We start from the raw sequence: 25,952 nt of genomic DNA, 5'->3' as shown, positions 1-25,952 counted from the left end.
AATTTCCGTTCATAAAGTTGCATCTTTTGTGCTCTCTACTTTTCTTTTAACGAAAGGAACATCTTTTTTATTCCTCCTAATTCATTTAGTAGATACTTAGCTATCTTTTCAACTGCGGGAGAGGCTACTATTTCTTCGTGTGATCCAGGGACTGAATACTTATTCACTCTTCCTTTTAATAAAGGCTCCCAATCTGTAAACAACTCTTTGCCTTCCTCAGCACTAAAGTAGATAACTTCCCCAAAGTATGGTATCAAATCATGTTCTGCCATTAAATTCAGACATTTCCTGTGAGCATTGATAACTTGCTTCAAATTCATAAGATCTCCATCAGGCGGGAGTACTCCTTCCATAATTAATCGCTCCACAAGCCTTTCCTGTTGATGGACTGGTTCTCCTTCCTGCTCTGTTGGATCTAAATGAATGAAATGCTTAGATATATATGAGAGCATATCCTCCCTTGTTTTGTGATCCTGCTCTGAAGGTACTTTACTATCCATTAGTACCAACAACTCAACTTCTTCTCCTTGATTCCTTAGTACAGTTGCGATTTTATAAGCAATTGCACCGCCTAAAGACCATCCTCCAAGACGATATGGGCCTTCTGGCTGAACACGCTTTATTTCTTCGATGTAAAGTTGAACTACTTCCGACAAGGTCAACTCGTCTATTTCTCTCTTTTCTATGAGAGGATTCTGTAAACCATAAAATGAGCAGTGGTTCTTAAGCAGTCTTGCTAGTTGAATATAACAAAATACATTCCCCATAAACGGATGAACGCAGAAGAAAGGTCTTTTCTCTGATTCTTGTAGTGGAACCAGCGACGATACAGATTTTGTCATATCATGCTTATCACGAATAAGACATGCGATTCCTTCCACTGTTGGATTCTTAATCAATGTAGACACCTTAATCTCTTTTCCAAACTTCTCTCTTATTTTTGAAATCAATTTGATTACAAGGAGAGAATGTCCCCCTCTATTAAAGAAATCATCATTTACATAGACATCTTCTGTCTGTAGCAAATCCTGCCAGATTTTAATCAGCTGATATTCAATTTCATCCCTTGGAATGATTAGCGTAGAGAAGTTATTTTCTCTTTGAATGGTTAAGCTGTTCAATGCCTTTCGATCAACTTTTCCATTCGTTGTAAGAGGAATCGTTTCTACCTTAATAAAGTGTGCGGGAACCATATAATTCGGTACTTGTGTCTTGAGATGTTCACGCCATTCATGCATACTTCCATCTCCAACTACATAAGCGACCAATCTCTGCTCTCCTAATTTATCCTCTGTTACCAAGACTACTGCTTCTTTCACCAATGGATGACTTTCTAAATTTGCTTCAATCTCTTCAAGTTCAATACGGAAACCTCGAATTTTCACTTGATTATCGATTCTTCCCAAGTAATCTAAATGACCATCAGATAAATAGCGAACCAAATCTCCCGTCCGATATAACCGTTCTTCTTCATTAAATGGATGTCGGATGAATCGTTCAGCTGTTAACTCTGGGCGATTCAAGTATCCTCTCGCTATACCTGCACCACCAATATATAGCTCACCTGTTACACCAACTGGAACAGGTAACAAATTTTTATCCAATACATAGACTTGAACGTTCGGCAACGGACGCCCAATGGTTACTCTCTTACTATCTTTTTTGATAGGATAGAATGTTGCATCAACCGTACATTCTGTAGGACCATATACATTATAAAAATCAATTTTTTCAGTCTCTACTAGCTGTTCCCATAATGACGGTATAATTGCTTCGCCACCGACCAATATCTTGCTTGGTACATGAACATCATCGCACGTTTCTAACAATCCGCCATCTATAAGTAATTGAAGTAATGAAGGTGTCATATCAAACATTTCCAACTCATTCTCCCTAATATAGGACACAAATTGTTCCGGATTAGTGCGAACTTCGCTTGGAATAATATACAAACTTGAACCATACAACAGCATTTGTAATTGCTGAATAGATACATCAAAGGCAATTGACGCATTTAAACCGACGCGCATATTATTAGGTATCTCATATGAGAAAACTTCTTTTTGTAAACCATATGATAGGTTTATTACAGAATGGTGCTGCACTAAAGCCCCTTTTGGATTCCCTGTTGAACCAGAAGTGTAGATAACATACGCTAAGTTTTCCCCTGTTACCTCACATATTGGTGAAAGTTTGCTTTCTTGTGAAATCATTGCTTGATCCCTATCTAAGCAAACTGCCTTGATTTCTTTTGGTATCCAACCTTCTAATGCCTCATTCGTAACTAATACTTGAATTCCTGTGTCTTCCAAAATATATCGTAGGCGACTTTCCGGATAGGATGGGTCCAATGGAACATAGGCTGCCCCAGCTTTCCAAATTCCCATGAGGCCAACAACCATCTCAACTGAACGATCGAAACAGAGGCCAACCAATGACTCTATCCCAATTCCACATTTCTGAAGATAATGGGCCAATTGATTAGCTCTTTCATTAAGCTCCCGATACGTTAGTTGCTGTTTTTCATCTACTACTGCCACCGCATCGGGTGTACGATTCACTTGCTCTTCGAATAATTGATGAATCACATTCTCCCGTGGATAGGATATAGCATTATCATTCCATTCTTCCAATAGTTTTCTTTGTTCAGCTTCCGTAATATATACCAGCTCCGACAAAGTTTGATCAATGTTTTTGAGCATTTGCATTAACACTTGGTGTAAATGGTCCAACATTCGTTCAATAGTTAATCTATTAAACTTACTACGGTCATACATTAACTTTAACGATAACTGGATTCCTGGAACTACAGCCAACCCTAATGGGTAGTGGGTTTGTTCTACTCCTTCCAATTCGCCAATTTCCAGATTTTCTGAAGACTCCTCTTTCACTGGATAATTTTCAAACACATATAAACTATTGAACATCGGTGTTCCCCTAGGAACTTCACTCCAACCCTGAATCTCTGTCAAAGAAGCATATTCATATTGTCTTCTTTCTATCTCTTCCTCTTGTATCTTCTGCAACCAATCTATTACTTTTATATCATCCATCAATTGAATTCGCGCCGGTGACGTGGTAATGAAAGGACCTACGATGTTTTCAACATCAATAATCTCCGTAGAACGCCCTGAGCTTGTTACACCAAAGACAATGTCATTTTCTCCACTATAACGGCTCATGAGATATGCCCATGCACCTTGAATTACCGTACTCAAAGTAAGTTTATTTCGTTTCGCCCATCCTTGTAACGCTTGGGTCTGCTCTTCTGATAAATGAGTAACCTTCTCTGAGTAACCTTTTTCTTCCTCTTTACTTTCTAAGCCCAGCAAAGTTGGTGCAGTAAAACCTTTAAGTTTCTCTCTCCAGAATTGTTCCGCCTGCTCCTTATCTTGTTCTCTTAGCCATTGGATATATTTCTTATATGGCGATGACTTAGGTAAATTCACAGCTTCTCCATTCATTCTCTTTTGATAGAATGTAAGTAATTCATTAAAGACCAGTGGCAAACTCCATCCATCCAGCAAAATATGGTGATGTGTCCAAACAACCCGATATTCTTCCTCACCTTCTTGAATGACCGTTACCCGCATCAATGGCGCTTCTTCAAATAGGAAGGCTTGTTTTCGATCTAATGCCAAGAAGACTTTTCTTTCTTCCTCTATCTCTTCAGTTGTCATTGTGCGCCAGTCTTCTTTGTTCACCTTAAATGGAATATTTTCATATACCACTTGTAAAGGTTCTTCAATTTCGTCCCAAACGAATACTGTACGAAAAATTTCATGCCGCTGAATTACGGATTTCCACGCCTGCTCAAAAATAGGAATATCCATTTTCCCTTTAATCATAAAACTTAATTGCACTATATACGGTGCAACATGTTCATCCCCTTGGTCATGCAATGTGTGGAAAATCATACCTTCTTGTAAAGGTGATAGTGGATATAAATCAGTAATTGGATAGTTCTTTCCACGATTCATCTTAGTTAGTACTTTTGTCAAACTCACTTGGTTAAGATTAGTCATCCCAAAATCCGAAACGGTCAGTGCAGATTCTCTATCTGAGGATTGAATCAATCTGCTCAGTTGATGAAGCATATTCTGTGCAATGCTTTGAATCGTTGATTTCGTGAATTGTCCAACATTGTATACCCAAGTGAACTGAAGTTTTCCATCCGTTACAACCCCAATCACATCAATTAAATGCGATCGCTTGGAACCGGAAGCATGATCTAAACGCTTAAATTCGTTCTCCGGAATAAACATTGCATCGTTAGAAAACATTTGGTCAAATTGTCCAAGATAGTTAAAACTAATAGATGGTGTATGTTGAGAGCCCAATTGCTCACACATTGTTGCGTTCATGTAACGCAACACTCCATAGTCAACACCCTTATTAGGAATTTTGCGTACTTGTTCTTTAACTGCTTTTAATGCTGCAATTGGCGTGTTGGCACCAGCAATATTTAAGTGAACAGGATAAATACTTGTAAACCATCCCACGGTTCTCGATAAGTCAACATCTTCAATAATTTCTTCTCGCCCATGCCCCTCTAGATCCACGCTCAATATCGGCTGTCCTGTACATACTGCCGTAGCTTGTACCAATGCTGCTAATAATACTTCATTAATTTGGACACGGTAAGTGCTTAAAGTCTCTTGCAATAACATACGGGTCTCATTCTCATCTAGCACCACAGTAATTTCCTCAGTTACTGCACTTACTGGATCACTTATAGTAAGATCTACTGGTAGCATAACTACTTCTTGTTCGGACTGCCGCTCCCAGTAATGCAGCACTTCTTGCGATATTCCAGATTCAGCGTAATGATGTAATTTCTCCGACCACTCTTTAAAAGATGTACTCTTCATAGGTAATTGGATTTTCTGCCCCTGAATCGCTTGATTATAAGCTGTTTGCAGATCTTCCAATAAAATTCGCCAAGAAACACCATCCACGGCTAAGTGATGAATCGTCCAAAATAATCGGCCAGTCTTCTCACCTTCATCAAAATACACCATTCTCATTAACGGACCATCATGTAAATTCAAACTTCCTTGTGCAATGTTAATCTCTTTTTGAATAACTTGATGCCAATCGTCTTCCGACACTTCGTCTAATGAAATGACAGTCAGCATCAATTGTTCTTCTATTCCTTCATTCCACTGTTTCCAGGCCCCATCAGGTAAACGTTCATATCTTAAACGCAGGACATCATGATGAAGTAGAAGATTACGCACTGACTTCTCCAGTGATACTATGTCCAGTTTCTCTTTTGTTCTAAAGAACATGGATTGATTCCAATGATGTGGGTTAGGATGATTTTGTGCAAAAAACCTTTGCTGAATAGGTGTAAGTATCGTATCTCCAGTTATAATTCCCTGTTCGGCCTGTATACCTTGTTCTTCTTTGACTACTTGTGCCAATCCTGCAATCGTTTGGTGTTCAAATATTTGTTTTGGTGTCAATTGTAAACCAGCTTGCTTCGCACGGGAGACAATCTGAATGCTAAGAATTGAATCCCCACCAATTTCAAAAAAGTTATCATGAATACCAATACGTTTTGAACCCAGCACACGTTCCCAAATGATAGAAAGCATATGTTCACGTTCATTTCTTGGGGCCACGTAGCCTTCTTTTGTTCCTTGATAATCTGGTATAGGCAACGATTTCCGATCAACCTTTCCATTTATGGTTAGCGGCAAATCTTCCATTTCGACAAAGTAGGAAGGTATCATATGGATTGGCAGTTTTGTTTTAAGATACTCGCGCCATTCTTCTAAACTGCCTTCGCCCACTACATAAGCTACCAGCCTCTTATCTCCCGACTGATTTTCCCTAACGGTTACAACTGCCTCTTTTACCAAGTAATGCTCCTGTAAGGTCGACTCAATCTCCCCAAGTTCAATTCGAAATCCTCTAATCTTCACTTGATTATCCATTCTTCCTAGATAGTCTATATTACCGTCAGGAAGATATCTCACGAGATCTCCCGTTCTATATAACCTCTCGCCTTCTTTGAATGGATGGGAAATAAATCGTTCGGATGTTAACTCTGGACGATTCAAGTATCCCCTCGCTAGACCTGCTCCTCCGATATAAAGTTCACCCATCACACCAACTGGAACTGGTAACCAATTTCTATCCAATACATAAGTTTGAACGTTCGGCAACGGACGCCCAATTGTTACTCTCTTACTATCTTTTTTGATAGGATAAAATGTTGCATCAACGGTACATTCTGTAGGACCATATACATTATAAAAATCAATTTTATCAGCCTCTACTAGCTGTTCCCATAATGACGGCATAATCGCTTCGCCGCCGACCAATACCTTACTTGGAACATGAACGCCATCGCACGTTTCTAACAATCCGCCATCTATAAGTAATTGAAGTAATGAAGGTGTTATATCAAAGATTTCTAATTTGTTCTTCCGAATATAAGCTACAAACTGTTCCGGATCACTTCGAACTTCATTCGGAATAATATACAAACTTGAACCATACAACAGCATTTGTAATTGCTGAATAGATGCATCAAAGGCGATTGACGCATTTAAACCGACATGCATGTTAGATGGTATCTCATGTACGAAAACCTCTTTCTGTAAACCATGCGACAAGTTTGTTACAGAATGATGCTGTACCAAAGCCCCCTTTGGATTCCCGGTCGATCCCGAAGTATAGATAACATACGCTAGGCTTTCTCCTGTTACCTCACATTTTGGTGAAAGAATGCTTTCTTGTGAAATCATTGCTTGATCCCTATCTAGACAAACTACTTTGACTTCTTTAGGTATCCAATTTTCTAATGCTTCGCTCGTAACTAATACTTGAATTCCAGTGTCCTCCAAAATATATCGGAGGCGACTTTCTGGATACGATGGGTCCAATGGAACATAGGCTGCCCCAGCTTTCCAAATTCCCATGAGGCCAACAACCATCTCAACTGAACGCTCAAAGCAAAGTCCAACCAATGATTCAGTCCCAATCCCATATTGCTGAAGATAGTGGGCCAATTGATTAGCTTTTTCATTCAGTTCTCGATACGTTAACTGCTGGTTTTCATCTACCACTGCCACCGTGTCAGGTGTACGATTTACTTGCTCTTCAAACAGCTGATGAATCGCACTTTCTTGTGGATATGCTACGGCATTATTATTCCACTCTTCTAACTGTTTTTGCTGTAATCCTGATAGTATAGGCAACTTGGCTAATGATTTATCAGGATGTTCCACGATTAAATTCAACCAGTTTCCAAAATGTTCAGCCATAGATTCAATAGTTAAACTGTCAAATAAATCAGTCCTATAAACAAAATTAAGCAATAAACCCTCTTCCACTTCTGCAGCAGTTAAACTTAAATCAAACTTAGCGATTGGAGCATTGCTCTCCATTACTTCTATATTTCGTCCATGTAGCTCTGGTAGCTCCTGTCCCGTATTTTGCAAAGTAAACATGGTTTGGAAAATCGGAGAATGACTTATACTTCGTTCAGGTTGAATAACCTCTACAATTTTCTCAAACGGAACATCTTGATACTCATACGCCTTCAATGCTTTTATCCGCACCTGAGACAACAACTCTTGAAATGTCGGTGCGTTACTTAAATCAGCTCGATAAACCAACGTGTTGACAAAGAAACCAATTAATCCTTCAATCTCCCGATAATTTCGATTTGCAATTGGGCTGCCAATAATAATATCCGATTGTCCTGTATAACGAGCAAGGAAACTTTGATACGATGCCAATAAGGTCATGAAAAGCGTGGCCCCTTCTTGACGACTTAGTTCGTTTAATTTATCCAGTAATGAGCGTGACAACAACACATTATGAGTTAATCCATGGTGGGTTTGCACTGGAGGACGCGGACGATCCATCGGCAACATTAAGACTGGTAACTCACCAGATAATTCTTCCTTCCAATATACAAGCTGTTGATTTAGCACTTCATCTTTCAACCATTCTCTTTGCCATTGAGCAAAATCGGCATATTGAACTGGTAGTGGTGCAAGCTCTGCTGGTTTTTCACCAATCGCCTCCTCGTAAAATGCCATCCATTCTTGGAGCAAGATCTCCATCGACCATCCATCTGAGATAATATGATGCATATTACACAGAAGAACCCATTCTTCTTCTGAAATTTTCACGATTTGTCCACGGAACAATGGCCCTTGTTCTAAGTCAAATGGAGATTCGACTTCAGTTTGAATCCATTGCTCCAACTCTCTTTCTCTCTCCTCTAATGAAAACTTAGTTAAGTCCATATGCGGAAGAGGGCGGAAAATATACGGTTGAATCTGCTGCACAGGATGACCGTCCACTTCATGAAATACCGTCCGCAAAGATTCATGACGCTCTATCAGCTGATTCCATCCCAACTCCAATGCTTCAGGTAACCAATTCCCTGTAAGGCGGCATACCATCGGCATATTATAAAGTGCACTATTAGGTGCAAATTGATCAATAAACCATAAGCGCTGTTGGGCATAAGAAAGCGGAATATTATTTCCTCGTTCCATCGGCATCAATGGTGGAATTTCTCGTTTTTCGCTCCCCTTACGTAACTGATCCATTCGTTTCGATAATGCCTCGACCGTTGAATATTCGAACAGTTCACGTACCGGTAATTTGATTTGAAAGACTTCCTGTAAGCGTGAGACCACTTGTGTAGCAAGTAGAGAATGACCACCAAGCTCGAAGAAAGAATCCTGAACACCAATGTTTCCTATTCCTAGCACTTGACTCCACACTGAAGCGATAAGTTCTTCCAGCGGAGTTCGTGGGTATACAGTATTTTCAGTAGATAGTTCACTAAGTATAGGCAATGCCTTCAAATCAAGTTTTCCATTCGGTGTAAGTGGTAAAAATTCCATCTCAATAAAGTTTGTTGGAACCATGTAATTTGGTAAATGTGTTTGTAGATGTTCTCGCCATTCATGGACACTTCCTTCACCGACTACATAAGCTACTAATCTCTTGCCACCTTTATTATCCTCTCGTACCAATACAACTGCTTCTTTCACAGAAGAATGTGCCTGCAAAACTGCTTCTATTTCTCCCAATTCAATCCGGAAACCACAAATTTTCACTTGGTCATCTATACGACCATGGAACTGGAGAGTACCATCAGCAAGATAACTTGCTTTGTCTCCGGTGTAATAGAGACGTTCTCCTGACTTGAAAGGATGTGGAATAAATTTTTCCTTTGTGAGATCCGGACGATTAGCATATCCACGCGCAAGACTCTTCCCTCCAATATATAGATCTCCAATTACACAAATTGGTACTAGCTGAAGATGAGAATCTAACACATAAACTTCTGTATTCGCAATCGGTCGACCAATCGATGGCGTACCTGTTGTCACTCCTACAGGTACATAGCAATCTGTGGTAACGACTGTATTTTCCGATGGACCATACTGATTAATTACCGAAAAAGGAATATCGTTAGATGGATACTGTGTTAATTGATCCCCGCCCGTAATGATAAAACGAAGATCAGTCTTCTCTGGCCAAGATAATTTCAAGAGTCTTTCCAGAATAGGCGTAGGTGCAAAACTAGCTGTAATTCGCGAATCAATAAGCCAGTCCCTTAGTGCTTCTGGATTAATTCTCAATTCCTCTGTTGACAAGTAGAGTGCTGCACCAGCAGTTAGATACGGCCAAATCTCCTGGACAGCCGAATCAAAAGCAATGCCCGCAATCTGAGTCGCACGATCCTCTGCTGTAATACGATAAACTTCTTGATGCCAAGAGACCATATTCATTAATGAGCGATATTCAACCATGACACCCTTTGGCTTTCCTGTAGAACCAGAGGTATAGACGATATAAGCTAAGTTCTCTGGATTTATCTGTCGCTTTGGTGCGATTACACTTTCTACTGTTAATTCTTCTAACCTCACCATCTCAACCTGTTTGGAAAGGCCTTCTTGTCCTTCTGCCGTCACTACAATTTGAATTCCTGCATCTTCAATCATGTATTCTAACCTCGATTTTGGATACAACGGATCTAAAACGACATAAGCCCCACCAGCTTTTAATATGCCCAGTAAACTTACCATGAGCTCAGCCGACCTCGGAAGATAAACTCCAACGACTGATTCTGGAGCGACTCCTTTTCGCTGTAAAACATTTGCCAACTGATTTGCTTGTGCATCCAGTTCACCGTAAGTCCACTCTTTTGTTTGATCAACCACCGCAATCGCTTCAGGACGCCTTGCTACTTGTTCCTCAAATCTGTCGCAAATAAGGCCTTGTGGGGACATTTCCATTACGGTGTCATTCCATGTTTCTAATAACAAAGTACGCTCAGGTTCCGATAGCATGCTCAGACTATGCAACGGATTTTGCGGGTGATGGGAAACTTCGTGTAGCCATTTCTCAAAGTGTCCTGCCATCCGTTCAATAGTTGTAGCATTGAATAAATCTTTATTGTATTCAAAAGTAAATAGTAATCCCTCTTCCGACTCAGCTACCATTACACTTAAATCAAACTTTGCGATCGGACTATGGCTTTCTATCATTTCAATACTTCTACCAGATAACACCGGGAACTCTTGTTTCATATTTTGCAAGATGAACATAGTCTGGAAGATTGGCGAATGACTTGTACTCCGCTCTGGTTGTACAACTTCTACAATTTTTTCAAAAGGGATATCTTGATATTCATACGCCTTCAATGCCTTTTGACGAACCTGAGACAGAACATCCTGAAATGTCGGTCTACCACTCAGATTAACCCGATAAACCAGCGTGTTGACGAAGAAACCAATTAGTCCTTCAATTTCTCTATAATTTCGATTAGCAATTGGACTTCCGACCAGAATATCTTCTTGTCCCGTATAACGTGATAGAAAACTTTGATATGCAGCCAACAGCGTCATGAAGAGTGTAGCCCCTTCTTGACGACTAAATTCGTTCAATTTGTCATGTAGCGCGCTTGGCAGAACCAGGGTGTATGTCGACCCGTGATGAGTTTGTATTGCGGGACGCGGGCGATCCATAGGAAGTTGGAGTACAGGAAGCTCTCCAGACAATTCTTCCCTCCAATATTGCAGTTGTTGATCAAGCACTTCCTCCTTCAGCCATCCTTTTTGCCACTGAGCGAAGTCGGCATATTGAACCGGTAATGGTTCAAGTTCTGCTACCTTTCCATCCGTGGCTTTCTCATAAAATTCCATCCACTCTTCAAGTAGGACTCCCATTGACCATCCATCTGAAATGATATGATGTAGAGTACAAAGGAGAATCCATTCTTCCTCTCCCACTTGCAAAATACTTGTCCTGATCAGTGGACCCTCGCCTAAATCAAATGGCACTTCTGTTTCTTGTTGAATCAAACGTTTAACTTCTGCTTCTCGATCTTCTGGAGAAAGCATAGTTAAAACCGTTTTAGGAATTGATCGAAAAGCATACGGTTCAATTTGCTGCACGGGTTGACCGTTCACTTCATGAAAGACTGTCCGCAATGATTCATGACGCTCTATTAGCTGATTCCATCCCGTTTCTAATGCCTCAGGTAGCCAACTCCCTGTTAGGCGGCATACCATTGGCATATTGTAAAGTGCACTATTAGGCGTAAATTGATCGATAAACCATAAGCGCTGTTGGGCATAAGATAGCGGAATAGTTTCCCCTCGTTCCATCGGCATTAGTGGAGGAATCTCTCGTTTTCTATCTCCTTTACGTAACTGATCTAATCGCTTTGCCAATGACTCCACCGTTGCATGCTCAAATAGTTCACGTACCGGTAATTCGATTTGAAAGATTTCTTGTAAGCGTGACACTACTTGAGTAGCTAGTAGCGAGTGACCACCAATTTCAAAAAAAGAATCCTGAACACTAATATTTCTTATACCCAACACTTGACTCCATACAGAAACGATAAGCTCTTCCACTGGTGTTCTTGATGAAGTAATATCTTCACTTATGAACTGTGCCTCCAATTCCAGTAAAGCTTTTCGATTCACCTTACCATTTGGAGTGAGTGGCATCGATTCAATTTGGAAAAAATATGCTGGAACCATATAATTTGGCAATTGCTTCTTGAGATATTCACGCCACTCTCCAATATCCCCTTCACCCACTACATAAGCTACTAACTGCTTATCTCCTGGTCGATCTTCCTTCACCAACACGACAGCCTCTTTTACAGATGAGTGATCATGCAAAGATGCTTCAATCTCTCCCAGTTCAATCCGGAATCCTCTGATTTTCACTTGGTTATCTATTCTTCCAATATACTCCAAGTTACGATCATTCATATATCTCACCAGGTCACCCGTTCGATATAATCGTTCCCCTTCCTTAAAGGGATGCGGAATAAAACGTTCAGAAGTTAACTCTGGTCGATTGAAGTAGCCACGTGCCAAGCCTACTCCTCCAAGGTAAAGTTCCCCCGCCACACCAATCGGTACCACCTGTTGATGTTGATCCAACACATACAACTCTGTATTATCAATTGGACGACCAATTGGAATAAGCATTGGTTCTTTTTCTAAATCACAATCATAATAAGTCACATCCACAGTTGCTTCGGTAGGGCCATACAAGTTAATTAACTTCGTTTGCTGAACATCGTAAAATACCCTCTTAAACCGACGAACCTGTTCAGTGTTTAATGCTTCTCCACTAGTAAAAACCTGATTTAAAGACGATACATCCCTTTTCAAATTATATTGTTCCATATAATCCAAGAAAGTAGATAACATCGACGGGACAAAGTGCATGGTGGTCACATGATATCGTTCGATATACTCCTCAATCACCGCAGGATCTTTCTCTCCTCCTGGTGGAAGCAAACAAACACGTGCTCCTACAAATGACCACCAAAATAATTCCCAGACAGAAACATCAAACGAAAACGGTGTCTTTTGTAGGATTGTATCCTCCTCAGATAATGGATATTTTTTCTGCATCCACTGTAGGCGGTTGATAACCGAATGATGTTCAATCATTACTCCCTTCGGATTTCCCGTCGAACCCGAAGTGTATATGATATAGGCTAAGTTATTTGCTGTTACTCCACTCACCGGAGCCAAATTACTCTCTTTGGAAATCATTACTTGATCCCGGTCTAAACAAATTGCTTGAATATCTTTAGGTAACCAGTCCTGTAGTTCCTCTTTTGTTAACAGCACTTGAATTTGTGAATTCTCTAAAATGTATCTCAAGCGGTTTTCGGGATAACTTGGGTCCAGTGGGACATAAGCTCCACCTGCTTTCAAAATCCCAAAGAGACCAATAATCATATCAGGAGAACGTTCAACACATACACCGACCAATGATTCAGGTCCTATACCTCGTTTTTGTAGATAATGTGCCAATTGGTTCGATTTTTCATTGAGTTCTTGATACGTTAGCTTGCCATCTTCATAAACTACCGCCACTGCATCAGGTGTACGTGCAACTTGCTGCTCAAATAGCTCATGAATCATACACTCATGACCATAAACTACGTCAGTATCATTCCATTCTTCTAGGAGTTGTTTCTGCTCTGTATCCGATAACATTGACAGCTTTGTATATGATTCATCTGGATGATACGCGATTTCATTTAACCAGTTCTCAAAATGGCCTGCCATACGTGCAACGGTACTACTATCAAATAAATCCGTGTTGTATTCAAATGCGACAAATAGACCTTCTTTCACTTCGTAAGCAGTTAAACTCAAATCAAATTTTGCAATAGACATATTACTTTCTACCATTTCGATACTTCTACCAGATAGATCTAGTCGTTCTTGTTTTATATTCTGTAGTGTAAACATGGTCTGAAAGATAGGAGAATGACTCATACTTCGTTCAGGTTGCACAGCTTCTACCACTTTTTCAAACGGTATATCTTGGTATTCGTAAGCTTTTAACGCCTTTTTCTTTGTTTGATTCAAAATCTCCCGAAAAGTAGGGGTGCCACTCAAGTCTGATCGGTAAACCAACGTATTAACAAAGAAACCGATCAATCCTTCTACTCCCTTATGATTCCGATTTGCAATCGGACTTCCGACTAGAATATCTTTTTGCCCCGTATAACGAGCAAGAAAGCTCTGGTATGCAGCCATTAAAGTCATAAATAAGGTAGATCCTTCTTGTCGACTTATATCCTTCAATTGACTGAGTAATCTATTAGGAAAAATCACGTGATGCGTATCCCCAGTGTAAGTTTGCGTAACCGGTCGAGGTCGATCCACTGGCAGTTGTAATATAGGAAGCTCCCCAGACAATTCTTCCTGCCAATACGTAAGTTGACGATTTAACACATCACCTTGCAACCACTCCTTTTGCCACTTCGCAAAGTCTGCATATTGAATGGATAGTGAACTTAATTTAGCAGGATTCCCGCCCGTTTCTTCTTCATAGAAAGCAAGTAATTCATTCATGAATATACCGATGGACCAAGCATCAGAAATAATATGATGCATCGTACACAGTAATAACCATTCACCCTTTCCTAATTGAACAAGCTGGTAACGAATTAAAGGGCCATTCATTAAATCAAATGCTTCTTGTGCTTCTCTCGCAATTAAACTATTTACCTCTTTTTCTTTCACTTCTAGAGGAAGGTGAGAGTAATCCCTTACAGATAATGTTCTAGGAAGGAATTCGACAATATGTTGTACAGGTTGTTCTCCTACTTCCTTAAAAACGGTTCGTAATGATTCATGACGTTCAATGAGTCGATTGAATCCCTTTTCTAATGCTTCAGGAATCCAATTTCCTTTTAGACGCCATACCGTTGGAATATTATATAAAGAACTGTTTGGGTTAAATCTGTCCATAAACCACAAACGTTGTTGTGCATAAGACAATGGGAGCGCTTCTTTATTCTCCTTTTTTTGCATTTGCTTCTGAAGCCAAGCTCTCTTCTCAGGAGAAAGTGAACTCAGCTTTGCAAGTAAATCACTTTTCATTTTTTACCCCTTCCTCAACCAAATTACTCTCGAATATCCCTTGTGCTTCTTCCTCTGATAGCTCTTCCAATTGCTTAAGAAGTTCAAGTAATTCTTCATCATTACTCACTTCTACTTCTTTTTGAATATAGTCTTGAAGACTCCTATTCTCCTTACTATCATTCTGCATTTCTTGCTTTTTGTTATAGAGCAATTGATCAATCTGTTCTGCCAATTGCTGCACCGTATGAAACGTAAATAAATCATGCAATGGTAACTCGATTCCAAAAGCCTCCTTAAGATTGGAAACAGCTTGCGTAGCAAGTAATGAATGACCACCGATTTCAAAAAACGAATCCTGAATTCCGATACTTTCCATACCTAAAACTTGATGCCATATTGAAACGATTGTTTTTTCCGTAGGTGTACGAGGAGCAATATAACCATTCGCTCTCTCCTGTCTCTCTGGTGCTGGTAAGGTCTTCCTATCAATTTTCCCATTTGGGGTGAGTGGAAATGCGTTCAATCCGACAAAATAGTCAGGAACCATGTAATTTGGTAACTGGGCCTTAAGATAATCACGCCACTTATGAGCATCCCCATCTCCAACAACATAGGCAACCAAACGTGGATCACCAGGATAATCTTCCCGCACCATCACAATGACTTCGCTAACTAATGTATGCTTTTGTAATGTCGCTTCAATTTCTCCTAGTTCAATCCGGAACCCACGAATTTTTACCTGATGATCGATTCGGCCAAGATACTCCAAATTTCCATCCGGCAGATACCTTACTAGATCTCCAGTCCGGTATACTCGCTCTCCTTCTCTAAACGGATGAGGTATAAAACGCTCTTTTGTTAAGTCAGGGCGGTTTAAGTATCCACGTGCTAACCCTGATCCACCAATGTAAAGCTCACCAACTACACCAATTGGAACCATTTTTTGTTCCGCGCTCAGTACATATACTTCTGTATTGAAGACTGGTTTACCAATTGGTGGTACCCTATGAATGACACTCTTTTCTAATTCCATATATGTGGAATACGTAGTATCTTCGGACGGTCCATATAGGTTGTACACCTTCTCAATCGTACTTCCCTCGTATAAGTCTTGAACAAGTGAATATGGCAATGGTTCTCCAGCCAAATTCATCACCTTTACCGAAGAAGGGATTGTTTTTGCTCGAACCAGTTCCTTTGCTGCTGATGGCACAGTATTGACCAAAGTCACACCCTTGGTAGACAACTTGTCTAGATGTAGAGCATTTTCAGCGACAATCACTTTACCACCCATCGTTAAGGGAACAAACACTTCAAAAACGGATAGATCAAAGGATAGCGAAGTTGAAGCCAATACTCCCGCTAAATCCTTTCCGGAATATGTGTGATGCGCCCAATGAATCATTGTTACTGTATTCCTGTGCTCAATCATTACCCCCTTTGGATTTCCAGTGGAACCTGAAGTATAGATAATATAAGCTAAGTTATCGCCCGTCACTTCACTCGTACACACTGTAGTTACTTCCTGTTCTATTTCTGCTCGATCACGATCAATACAAATCACGTCAACAGATTTAGGTAAAACCATTTTTTGTTGTAACTTTTCCTGTGTCACCAATACCTTTATATGGGCATCCTCTAAAATATATTGCAATCGACTTTCCGGATACGTTGGATCAATTGGGACATATGCTCCTCCTGCCTTTATAATTCCTAAGAGACCGACAATCATCTCGGAGGAACGTGTAACGCAAATTCCAACCAATGATTCGCATCCTACACCATTTTTCTGTAGATAATGTGCCAACTGATTCGAGCGTTCGTCTAATTCTTGATATGTTAGTTCTTCATCTTGGCACACTACTGCAATTGCTTCTGGTGTTTTTTCCACTTGTTCTTCAAACAATGTATGAATCGTACTTTCTCGTATATCTACAACACCTGTTTCATTCCATTCCTCTAGTAGTTGCTTATATTCTACTTTTGATAATATATTCATTTCCGATAATACATCTTTTGGATGAGAGACAATTTGATATAACCAATGTTCAAAATGACTTGCCATACGTTCAATGGTTGTATCATTAAACAAATCAGTATTGTATTCAAAGGTTAGAGATAACCCTTCTTCCGTCTCAGAAGCAAATAAACTCAAATCATATTTCGCAACAGAAGTATGACTCTCCATAAGTTCCATGTGTCTTTCAGATAACTGAGGAAACTCTTGTTTCGTATTCTGTAACGTAAACATGGTTTGAAATATCGGTGAATAACTTGTATTCCGTTCCGGTTTTACGGATTCTACTACTTTCTCAAATGGAATATCCTGATACTCGTATGCTTTTAGTGCTTTTTTTCGTATCTGCGACAAAAGTTCTTGGAACGTCGGATTTCCACTGAAATCAGCTCGATAAACCAACGTATTTGCAAAGAAACCTATTAATCCTTCAATCTCTTTAACATTTCGATTTGCAATTGGGCTTCCAACCAAGATGTCGTCTTGTCCTGTATAACGAGAAAGGAAGCTTTGATACGCTGCCATCAAGGTCATAAATAAAGTGGATCCTTCTTGCAGACTTAAATCTTTAAGCTTTTCTTGTAGGGAATTCGCCACCATTAAGGACTGACTCGCACCACGGTGGGTTTGAACCGCAGGTCGAGGACGATCCATCGGTAATTGTAAAACTGGTAACTCCCCAGACAATTCTTCCTTCCAATATTGAAGGTGCTGATCCAGATTCTCTTCTTTTTGCCATTCCTTTTGCCACATGACAAAGTCTGCATATTGAACAGATAACTCGTTCAGTTTCACAGGTTTTCCGCTTAGTAATCCTTCATAAAAAGCCATCCATTCTTCAAGTAAGATTCCCATTGACCATCCATCCGAAATAATATGATGCATCGTACAAAGGAGAACCCATTCTTCCCTGTCCACTTTCAATATTCGTGTTCGAATCAGAGGACCTTGTCCAAAATGAAATGGTTCCTCCGCTTCGTTTTGAATGAGTCGTTTCATTTCTCTTTCTCTATCTTCCAAAGAGAAATTTGTTAGATCTGTTTGAGGGATAGGTCTGAATACATGAGATTGAACCCGTTGAAAAGGTTCACCCTTATGTTCTAGAATTATTGTTCGTAATGCTTCATGACGATCCAACAACTGATTCCAACCGGCCTCCAATGCCTCAATTGACCATTTTCCTGTTAAGCGGCAAGCTGCATGAATATTGTACATCGCACTATTTGGCATTAATTGATCAATAAACCATAGGCGTTTCTGTGCATAGGAAAGTGGGATAAATTCTTTCCGCATCATAGGTAAAAGGGGTGGAACCTCTCGTTTTTTATCTTCTTTGCGCAACTGATCTAATCGTTTCGCTAATGCTTCCACTGTAACGTGCTTGAAAAGTTCACGTAGCGGGATTTTAATTTGGAACAATTCTTGTAATCGAGAGACAATTTGAGTAGCCAGTAGTGAGTGTCCACCCCGTTCAAAAAAGGAATCATGAATACCGATATGTTCTGTTCCTAATACTTGACTCCAAACCGAGGCAATTAGTTCTTCCGATGGTGTCCGAGGCAGAACATTTAAATCTCCTATCGGTTGCTCATCAGGTGCTGGTAAGGCCTTTCGATCGATTTTCCCATTCGGAGTAAGCGGGAACTGTTCTAACTCCACAAGATGAGCTGGAATCATGTAATTCGGCAATTGGTTTTGTAGATACTCTCGCCACTTTTGAGTATTTCCATCGCTTATTACATATGCAACCAATCGTTGATCGCCCGGACGATCTTCTCTAACTAATACGACAGCCTCTTTAATAAACGAACATTTTTCTAAAGTCGCTTCAATTTCTCCTAGTTCAATCCGAGAACCACGTATTTTTACTTGATGATCCATTCTCCCTATAAATTCTAAATTTCCATCTGCTAAATATCTTACTGAATCTCCTGTTCGATATAGTCGTTCTCCCAATCGAAATGGATGCGAAACGAATTTTTCTGCAGTGAGATTCGGACGATTTAAGTATCCACGCGCTAAACCTGCACCACCAATATATAACTCACCCTCTATCCCTATTGATTGCAAGCGTTGAGCTTGGTCTAATACATATAATTGCGTGTTCTGTATCGGCTGCCCAATAGAAACAAATTCTTGATTAGGTTGAATGTCAAATGCATTTACATAAATAGTGGCTTCCGTTGGTCCATAAAAATTGGTTAATTTTACTTGTCCACGATGATTCCATTGCTGTTGAAATCGTCTAACCAATCCTGAACTTAGCTCTTCTCCACCAGAAAATACATGACGTACGGACGAACATTTCATGTTCAATTCAATATGGTTGAAGTGATCTAAGAAAACAGATAACATCGAAGGAACAAATTGAACAATAGTAACCTGATGTTTTTCAATCACATCAGCTATAATGGAAGGATCTTTTTCTCCACCTGGAGGTAGGAAAGATACACATGATCCCACGCTAATACCCCAAAATAACTCCCAAACAGATACATCAAATGAGAATGGGGTTTTCTGCAAGACCACATCCTTTTCAGAAAGTGGATATTGATGTTGCATCCATTCTAGGTAATTAATCACTGAATGATGCTCAATCATCACTCCCTTTGGATTTCCTGTAGATCCTGAAGTATACATAACATACGCTAAACTTCTTCCTGTTACACTACTTGTACATGGGGTTGATTCTTCTTTTTCAATTGCGGTATAATCTTGATTCATGCAAATTATTTCAACTGGTTCAGATATATATAATTTTTTAGAATTTTCTTCCGTCACTAGTACTTCGATTCCAGCATCCTCTAATATATAGCGAAGCCGACTCTCTGGATAAGTAGGGTCAAGTGGAACATACGCTCCTCCTGATTTTAGAATCCCTAATAACGCTATCATCATTTGTAATGAGCGTTCCATATATACCCCGACTAGAGACTCTGGACCTACACCACGCTTTTGTAAATAATGAGCTAACTGATTCGCACGCTCATCCAACTCTTTATAGGTAATTTGTTCAGTCTCATAAATAGCTGCGATTGCTTCTGGCGTTTTCTTAACTTGCTCCTCAAATACCGTATGAATCATGCCTTCAGCTGAATACCTTACTTGAGTATTATTCCATCCCTCTAGTAACTGTGTCTGCTCTTCCATCGTTAAATGGGTGATTTCGGAGAGATTTGAATCTAGGCCTTTCGTCATCTGAATTAATATTTGCAATAAGTGACCCTGAATCCGATTTATTGTTTCTTCATTAAAATAGCTTCGGTCATACATTAACTTTAAAGTAATTTCCTTACCAGGCATTACAATGAGTGTTAAAGGATAATTTGTTTGTTCTGCACTTTGAACCTCTAGTAATCTTAAATCATCATTTCTCTCATCTTGAATTGGATAATTTTCAAACACATACAAGGTATGAAATAAGGAACTATTCCGCGGAACCTCACTCCACCCTTGAATATCAACCAACGAATTATACTCATATTGTCTTCGTTCCATTTCTTTCATCTGTATATTACGAAGCCAATCTACTACTGATGTATCATCCGTTAATCGAATTCTAGTAGGTAATGTGTTAATAAATAGACCTACCATATTCTCTGCTCCTATCAAATCAGTAGGACGTCCAGAGCTAGTTACGCCAAATACGATGTCAATTTCACCGCTATACCTACTCATCAAGTAAGCCCATGCGCCTTGTACTAACGTATTCAATGTTAATCGACTATTTCGTACCCACTCTTGTAAATTCTCAGTAAGTTCTTCAGATATTTGATAAACACACTCCCCATAACCCTTATCCTGTCCTTGATCCTTTCTTTTCATCGCTAATGGCGTAGGTGCATAAAATCCTTTTAATTCTTCTGTCCAAAATTTCTCTGCTTGACTTTGATCCTGTTTATTTATCCACTGGATATATTTTTTGTAAGGAAGAGATTTAGGGAGATTCAACAATTCTCCCTTTACCATCTTGAGATAAACTTCCATCACTTCACTAAAGACTAATGACACACTCCACCCGTCTAGCAAAATATGATGATGTGTCCAAATGATTCTCGTTTCCTCTTCTGCTTCTTTAATCGCAGTGACTCTCATCAATGGTGCTTCATCCAATGAAAATCCTTTTCTACGATCCGCAGTCAAAAACTGGTGTAATTTCTTCTCCTTCTCCTCATTTGAATGGGCACTCCAATCCTCTTGATGAATAGTAAAAGGAAGACGTTGGTAAACTGCTTGCAGAGGTTTTTCAACTTCCTCCCACACAAATACTGAACGTAGAACTTCATGTCGATGAATAACATATTCCCAAGCCTTTTCAAAAGTAGCAACATCCAATTGCCCCCCGAGCAAGAAGCCTACTTGTACAATGTAGGAAAAAGAATGTTCATCATCTTGATCGTATAAAGTATGAAACAATATTCCTTTTTGCAAAGGTGATAATCCATATATATCTATAACGTCTCCCATCTTTACACCCTCTTCTTTGTTAATTTAAGTAATACTTTGCTTAAGCTTTCTTCCGTAAGGTCCTCCGCATCAGCAAAATCTGATACTGTAAAAGCAGACTCTGTTGTTGGTTTATTTATAAGTTGACGAAGATGCCTCAACATACCATCTGCTATCGCTTGAATTTTTAATCTAGAAAATTGTTCCCTACTATACATCCAAACAAAATGTAACTTCTCATCTTTTACCATACCGATAACCTCAATTATGTGAGATGGCTTGGAATCTGGAGCATGATCTAAAAATGTAAACCCTGTCTCTTGCATAAACAAAGATTCCTTTGAAAACACTCGATCAAATTGGCCCAAATAGTTAAAGCTTATTGAAGGCTTTTGCTGATAAAACGGAAGTAATTCTTTTTTCAAGTAACGTAAAATACCATAATCAACTCCGCGATTCGGAATTTGACGCAATTGATCTTTTACAGCCTTTAATCCTTCAATAGGTGTTTTAGTTCCTTGAAAATTTAGATGAACAGGATAAATACTCGTGAACCAGCCCACTGTCCGTGATAGATCAATACCTTCAATCATCTCTTCTCTCCCGTGTCCTTCTAGATGAATAGAAACCGTTTGCTGATTTGTACAATCGACAATAGCTTGTCCTAATGCCGCCAATAGTACCTCGTTAATCCTGGTCTTATGAGTCACTGGGACTTCTTGTAACAATGCGTGTGTTTCTTCTATTTCTAAAGTCCTCGTCACTTGATCAATCGATTCTTCTGTTGTTTCTTGTATTGGGTAGTCCATTGAAATTGTCATCGTTTCTTTTTCTACCTGTTCATTCCAATAATCTTGTACTTCTTTTGAAATAACCGAATCACTGTATGTCTGAAGTCGTTCCGACCACTCTTTAAAAGATGTACTTTTCGCAGGTAAGTGAACTCCTTGACCTTGTTTCATCTGGTTATATACCGCCTGTAAATCTTCCAATAGAATTCTCCACGATACTCCATCTACTACTAAATGATGAATCACCCAGAATAGTAGATCATTTCCAGTCAAGGTGTCCTCAAAGTAAACTACTCTCATTAACGGACCAGTAACTAAATTAAAACTAGCTTGATTAATGTTCATCTCTTCTTGTATTATTTTATTCCATGCTTGTTCATTAGCTTTGTTCCGTTTTACCACATGAAGTACTGACTGCTCATTAGTCCCTTCATTTCTCTGCCTCCACGTTCCATTTGGTAACTGTTCGTACCGGAAACGTAAAGCATCATGATGTTTGAGTAAATTTAATATTGCTCCCTCTAGTAATTTCACGTCCAATCTCTCTTTTACTCTTAAAAGCATCGATTGATTCCAATGCTCCGGACGTGGATGTTCTTGCTCGAAGAACCAGTACTGAATTGGAGTAAGAGGCACATCTCCTGTCACAATTCCCTGCTCCGCTTGTACTCCTTGCGTTTCTATAGCCACTTGTGCCAACTCGGCAATAGTTGGGCATTCAAACATTTGCTTTGGAGTAAGCTTTAATCCCACTTGACTTGCTTGAGATATGATTTGAATACTGAGAATCGAGTCGCCACCAATTTCAAAGAAATTATCATAGATTCCCACCTTTTTAACACCTAATACTTGCTTCCAGATGGTAGCCAGTATCTGTTCGTTACTATTCCGGGGAGCAACACATTCACTGTTAATCTTCTTGTCCTCCGGCATAGGTAAAGCCTCACGATCAACTTTACCGTTAGCTGTTAGTGGAATGGCTTCCATCGTCACAAATCCCGAAGGGACCATATAGCTCGGTAGTTTCGCTTTAAGATACTCTCGCCACGCACCTATGTTTCCATCTCCTACAACATATGCTACTAATCGTTTATCACCCGGTTGATCTTCTCTAACAATTACAACAGCCTCTTTTATAGATGCATATGAATTTAAAGTAGATTCAATCTCCCCAATCTCAATTCGGAAACCACGTATTTTAACCTGATGATCAATTCTTCCACGATAATCCAGATTCCCATCCAGCAAATACCTCGCTAAGTCTCCTGTCCGGTATAATCTTGCTTTCGGATCACTACTAAATGGATGAGGTATAAAGCGCTCTGCAGTTAATTCAGGTCTATTTAAATACCCACGTGCAAGCCCTGCCCCGCCAATATAAAGCTCACCATCTACACCTATAGGTACAGGTTGTTGATAAGAGTCTAATATATACACTTCTAAATCTGGAATCCGCTTTCCGATATTACTTCTTGAAGCATGCTGCACATCATCTTGAGTAATTGGATAATATGTAACATGAACTGTAGTCTCTGTAATTCCATACATATTAATTAACTGCGGTTCTTTCTCTCCATACCTTTGAAACCATGGTAACAAGCTAATAGGTTCTAACGCTTCTCCGCCAAATATCACATAACGCAGCTGCAAGTTTTTATTCTCATCTTCTTGTTCACACACTTGTATTAATTGCCGAAATGCGGAAGGTGTCTGATTTAGAACTGTGACTTCTTCCTCTACCAATAATTGATAAAAATCCTTAGGCGATCGACTAATCCAGTACGGAACAATAACTAATTTCCCACCATATAATAATGCTCCCCAAATTTCCCATACTGAGAAATCAAATGCATAAGAATGAAAAAGCGTCCAAGTATCTTTTTCATTAAACTGATACCAACAGTCCGTCGATTTAAATAAACGAATGACATTGTGATGCTCTATCATAACGCCCTTTGGATTCCCTGTTGATCCCGAAGTATAGATTACGTAAGCTAGGTTTTGAGAACTTACATCAGAAAACGGCAAGGTCTTACTTTCCTGCCCAATCTCATCTCGATCACGATCCAGGCAAATTGATTTAATATTTTCAGGTAACCATTTCAATTCTTTTAAACTTTCTTGCGTTACGAATAACTGGATGCTAGCATCCTCTAAAATATATTGAAGTCGCTGCTCTGGATATGTTGGATCAAGTGGAACATAAGCTCCACCAGCCTTCAAAATCCCTAAAATACCTACAATCATTTCGAGAGAACGTTCAACGCACAGTCCAACTAAAGTATCAGGTCCTACTCCTTTTTTCTGTAGATAATGAGCTAACTGATTTGCACGTTCATTTAGCTCCCTATAAGTAACTCTCTCTTTTTCATACATAACTGCAATAGCATTTGGATAAATCATCGCTTGCTGTTCGAACAATTCATGAATAGTTACTTGAGGTAGAAAATCAAATTTAGGACTGTTGAACTCTACTAAACTTTTTCTTTTATCTTCTTCAGAAATGATATCGATTTCAGTTACCTTCTGTCTTGGATTTTCAAACGTATTTTCTAATATTGCTAACATAACTTTAAAAAAACGTTTTATCTCTTCATTAGAAAATAGCTCTTCACGATAATCAATATGTACATGTAAAGAGTCTATATCAATCAAATTCTCAATATGCACTGCAAAATCTTGTACTTCTTCTCGGTTTGGAATCCATAGTGAGTCACCACTTTCATCACGATCTCTATAATCAATCGTAGTTCCGAAAAGTCTCACATTGCTGTTATTCTCTTTATTAATCTGCTTTAATAACAAATCAAATGGATATTTCTGATGTCGTAATGATTTACTTTGTTTTCTGGACACTCTACCAATAAATGAAAGCACTTCTTCTTCTGGATCAATATCCATTCTTAGAGGAACTGTACTCACCATCATTCCAATTAATTCTCGTTCCATTTTAGTCATACGGTTGCCATAAGCCATTCCTAATGCAATATCAAGCGATGAGGTCCACCGATACATAGACAACGAGAAAGCAGCAACAAAAAGGGTATATAAACTAAATTTGTAATCTTCTGAAAATTTTTCTATCTTTCTCTTCAAATGCTCCGATAATATAAACGTCTCACGTGATGCTTTGGTACTAACTTGATACGTATTATAGGGCTTCAATCCGGTCACAGATAGAAGTGTTTTAAATTCCTCTAACCAGAATTTTTGATCTTTTTGAAAACGACTACTATTCAAGTATGTTTGTTCATTGGCCAGAAATTGAACATATGAATTGTTAATTTCGCCTTCCTCAGTCTCGTTATGCATCTCATAATAATATTTTGCAATCTGACTGGTAAATATTTGGATTGATAAACCATCCATGATAATATGATGAACATTTCCAAAGACTGCACATTCATTATCGTTTAATTTTATTAAGGCGAAATAGTATAAATCCGAATTAAATAATGTAAACGTTTCTTTTGTTTTCTGTTCAATCCATTTTTCCAGCAAATCTGAATCTTCCACGGAACTAAAATCGAAAAACTCAAATTCTTGTTCTTCATGTTTAACAAAATATTGCTCAGGTTCCTGATGCCCATTTTCTTTTAGTCTGATGCACAGACCATCATTTTCACTGATAACACGATTCACAACTCGGTTTAATTTTGAATAATTCATTTTTCGATGAAGTTTAAACAAGAACCTTAAATTACATATCCCTTTATCAGAATGAATAAATTCTGTATACCATATTCTCCTCTGTGGGTGACTTAATGGATAACATTCCTCATTGGTCATAAAAAATCT

General features: G+C 39.1%; 3 protein-coding genes. All 3 read right to left on the bottom strand.

Going from position 1 to position 25,952, the window contains the following annotated elements:
* Positions 1-35 precede the first annotated feature (35 nt).
* The 3 genes from AB1279_RS11295 to AB1279_RS11285 are packed head-to-tail and all read right to left on the bottom strand — an operon-like array spanning position 36 to position 25,943.
* Positions 36-14,918, bottom strand: coding sequence for a non-ribosomal peptide synthase/polyketide synthase (locus AB1279_RS11295; protein ID WP_429758806.1), 14,883 nt, complete (start codon positions 14,916-14,918; stop codon positions 36-38).
* Complete coding sequence (locus AB1279_RS11290) at positions 14,908-21,384, bottom strand: amino acid adenylation domain-containing protein (RefSeq protein WP_429758805.1); 6,477 nt, start codon at positions 21,382-21,384, stop codon at positions 14,908-14,910. The genes AB1279_RS11295 and AB1279_RS11290 overlap by 11 nt, the downstream gene beginning before the upstream one ends.
* 2 nt (positions 21,385-21,386) lie before the next feature.
* Positions 21,387-25,943, bottom strand: coding sequence for an amino acid adenylation domain-containing protein (locus tag AB1279_RS11285; protein ID WP_429758804.1), 4,557 nt, complete (start codon positions 25,941-25,943; stop codon positions 21,387-21,389).
* Between the last annotated feature and the right edge of the window lie 9 nt (positions 25,944-25,952).

Source organism: Bacillus sp. S14(2024), from assembly GCF_050473785.1.
GTDB classification, from domain to species: Bacteria; Bacillota; Bacilli; order Bacillales; family Bacillaceae_G; genus Bacillus_A; species Bacillus_A yunxiaonensis.
The sequence above is the reverse complement of the archived record's forward strand: the minus strand, read 5'-3'. Positions and strand labels throughout refer to the sequence as shown.

What these genes read in the sequence shown, in the direction of transcription:
- AB1279_RS11295 (WP_429758806.1), bottom strand. Translation starts at nt 14,918, where the DNA reads ATGAAAAGTGATTTACTTGCAAAGCTGAGTTCACTTTCTCCTGAGAAG.
- AB1279_RS11290 (WP_429758805.1), bottom strand. Translation starts at nt 21,384, where the DNA reads ATGGGAGACGTTATAGATATATATGGATTATCACCTTTGCAAAAAGGA.
- AB1279_RS11285 (WP_429758804.1), bottom strand. Translation starts at nt 25,943, where the DNA reads ATGACCAATGAGGAATGTTATCCATTAAGTCACCCACAGAGGAGAATA.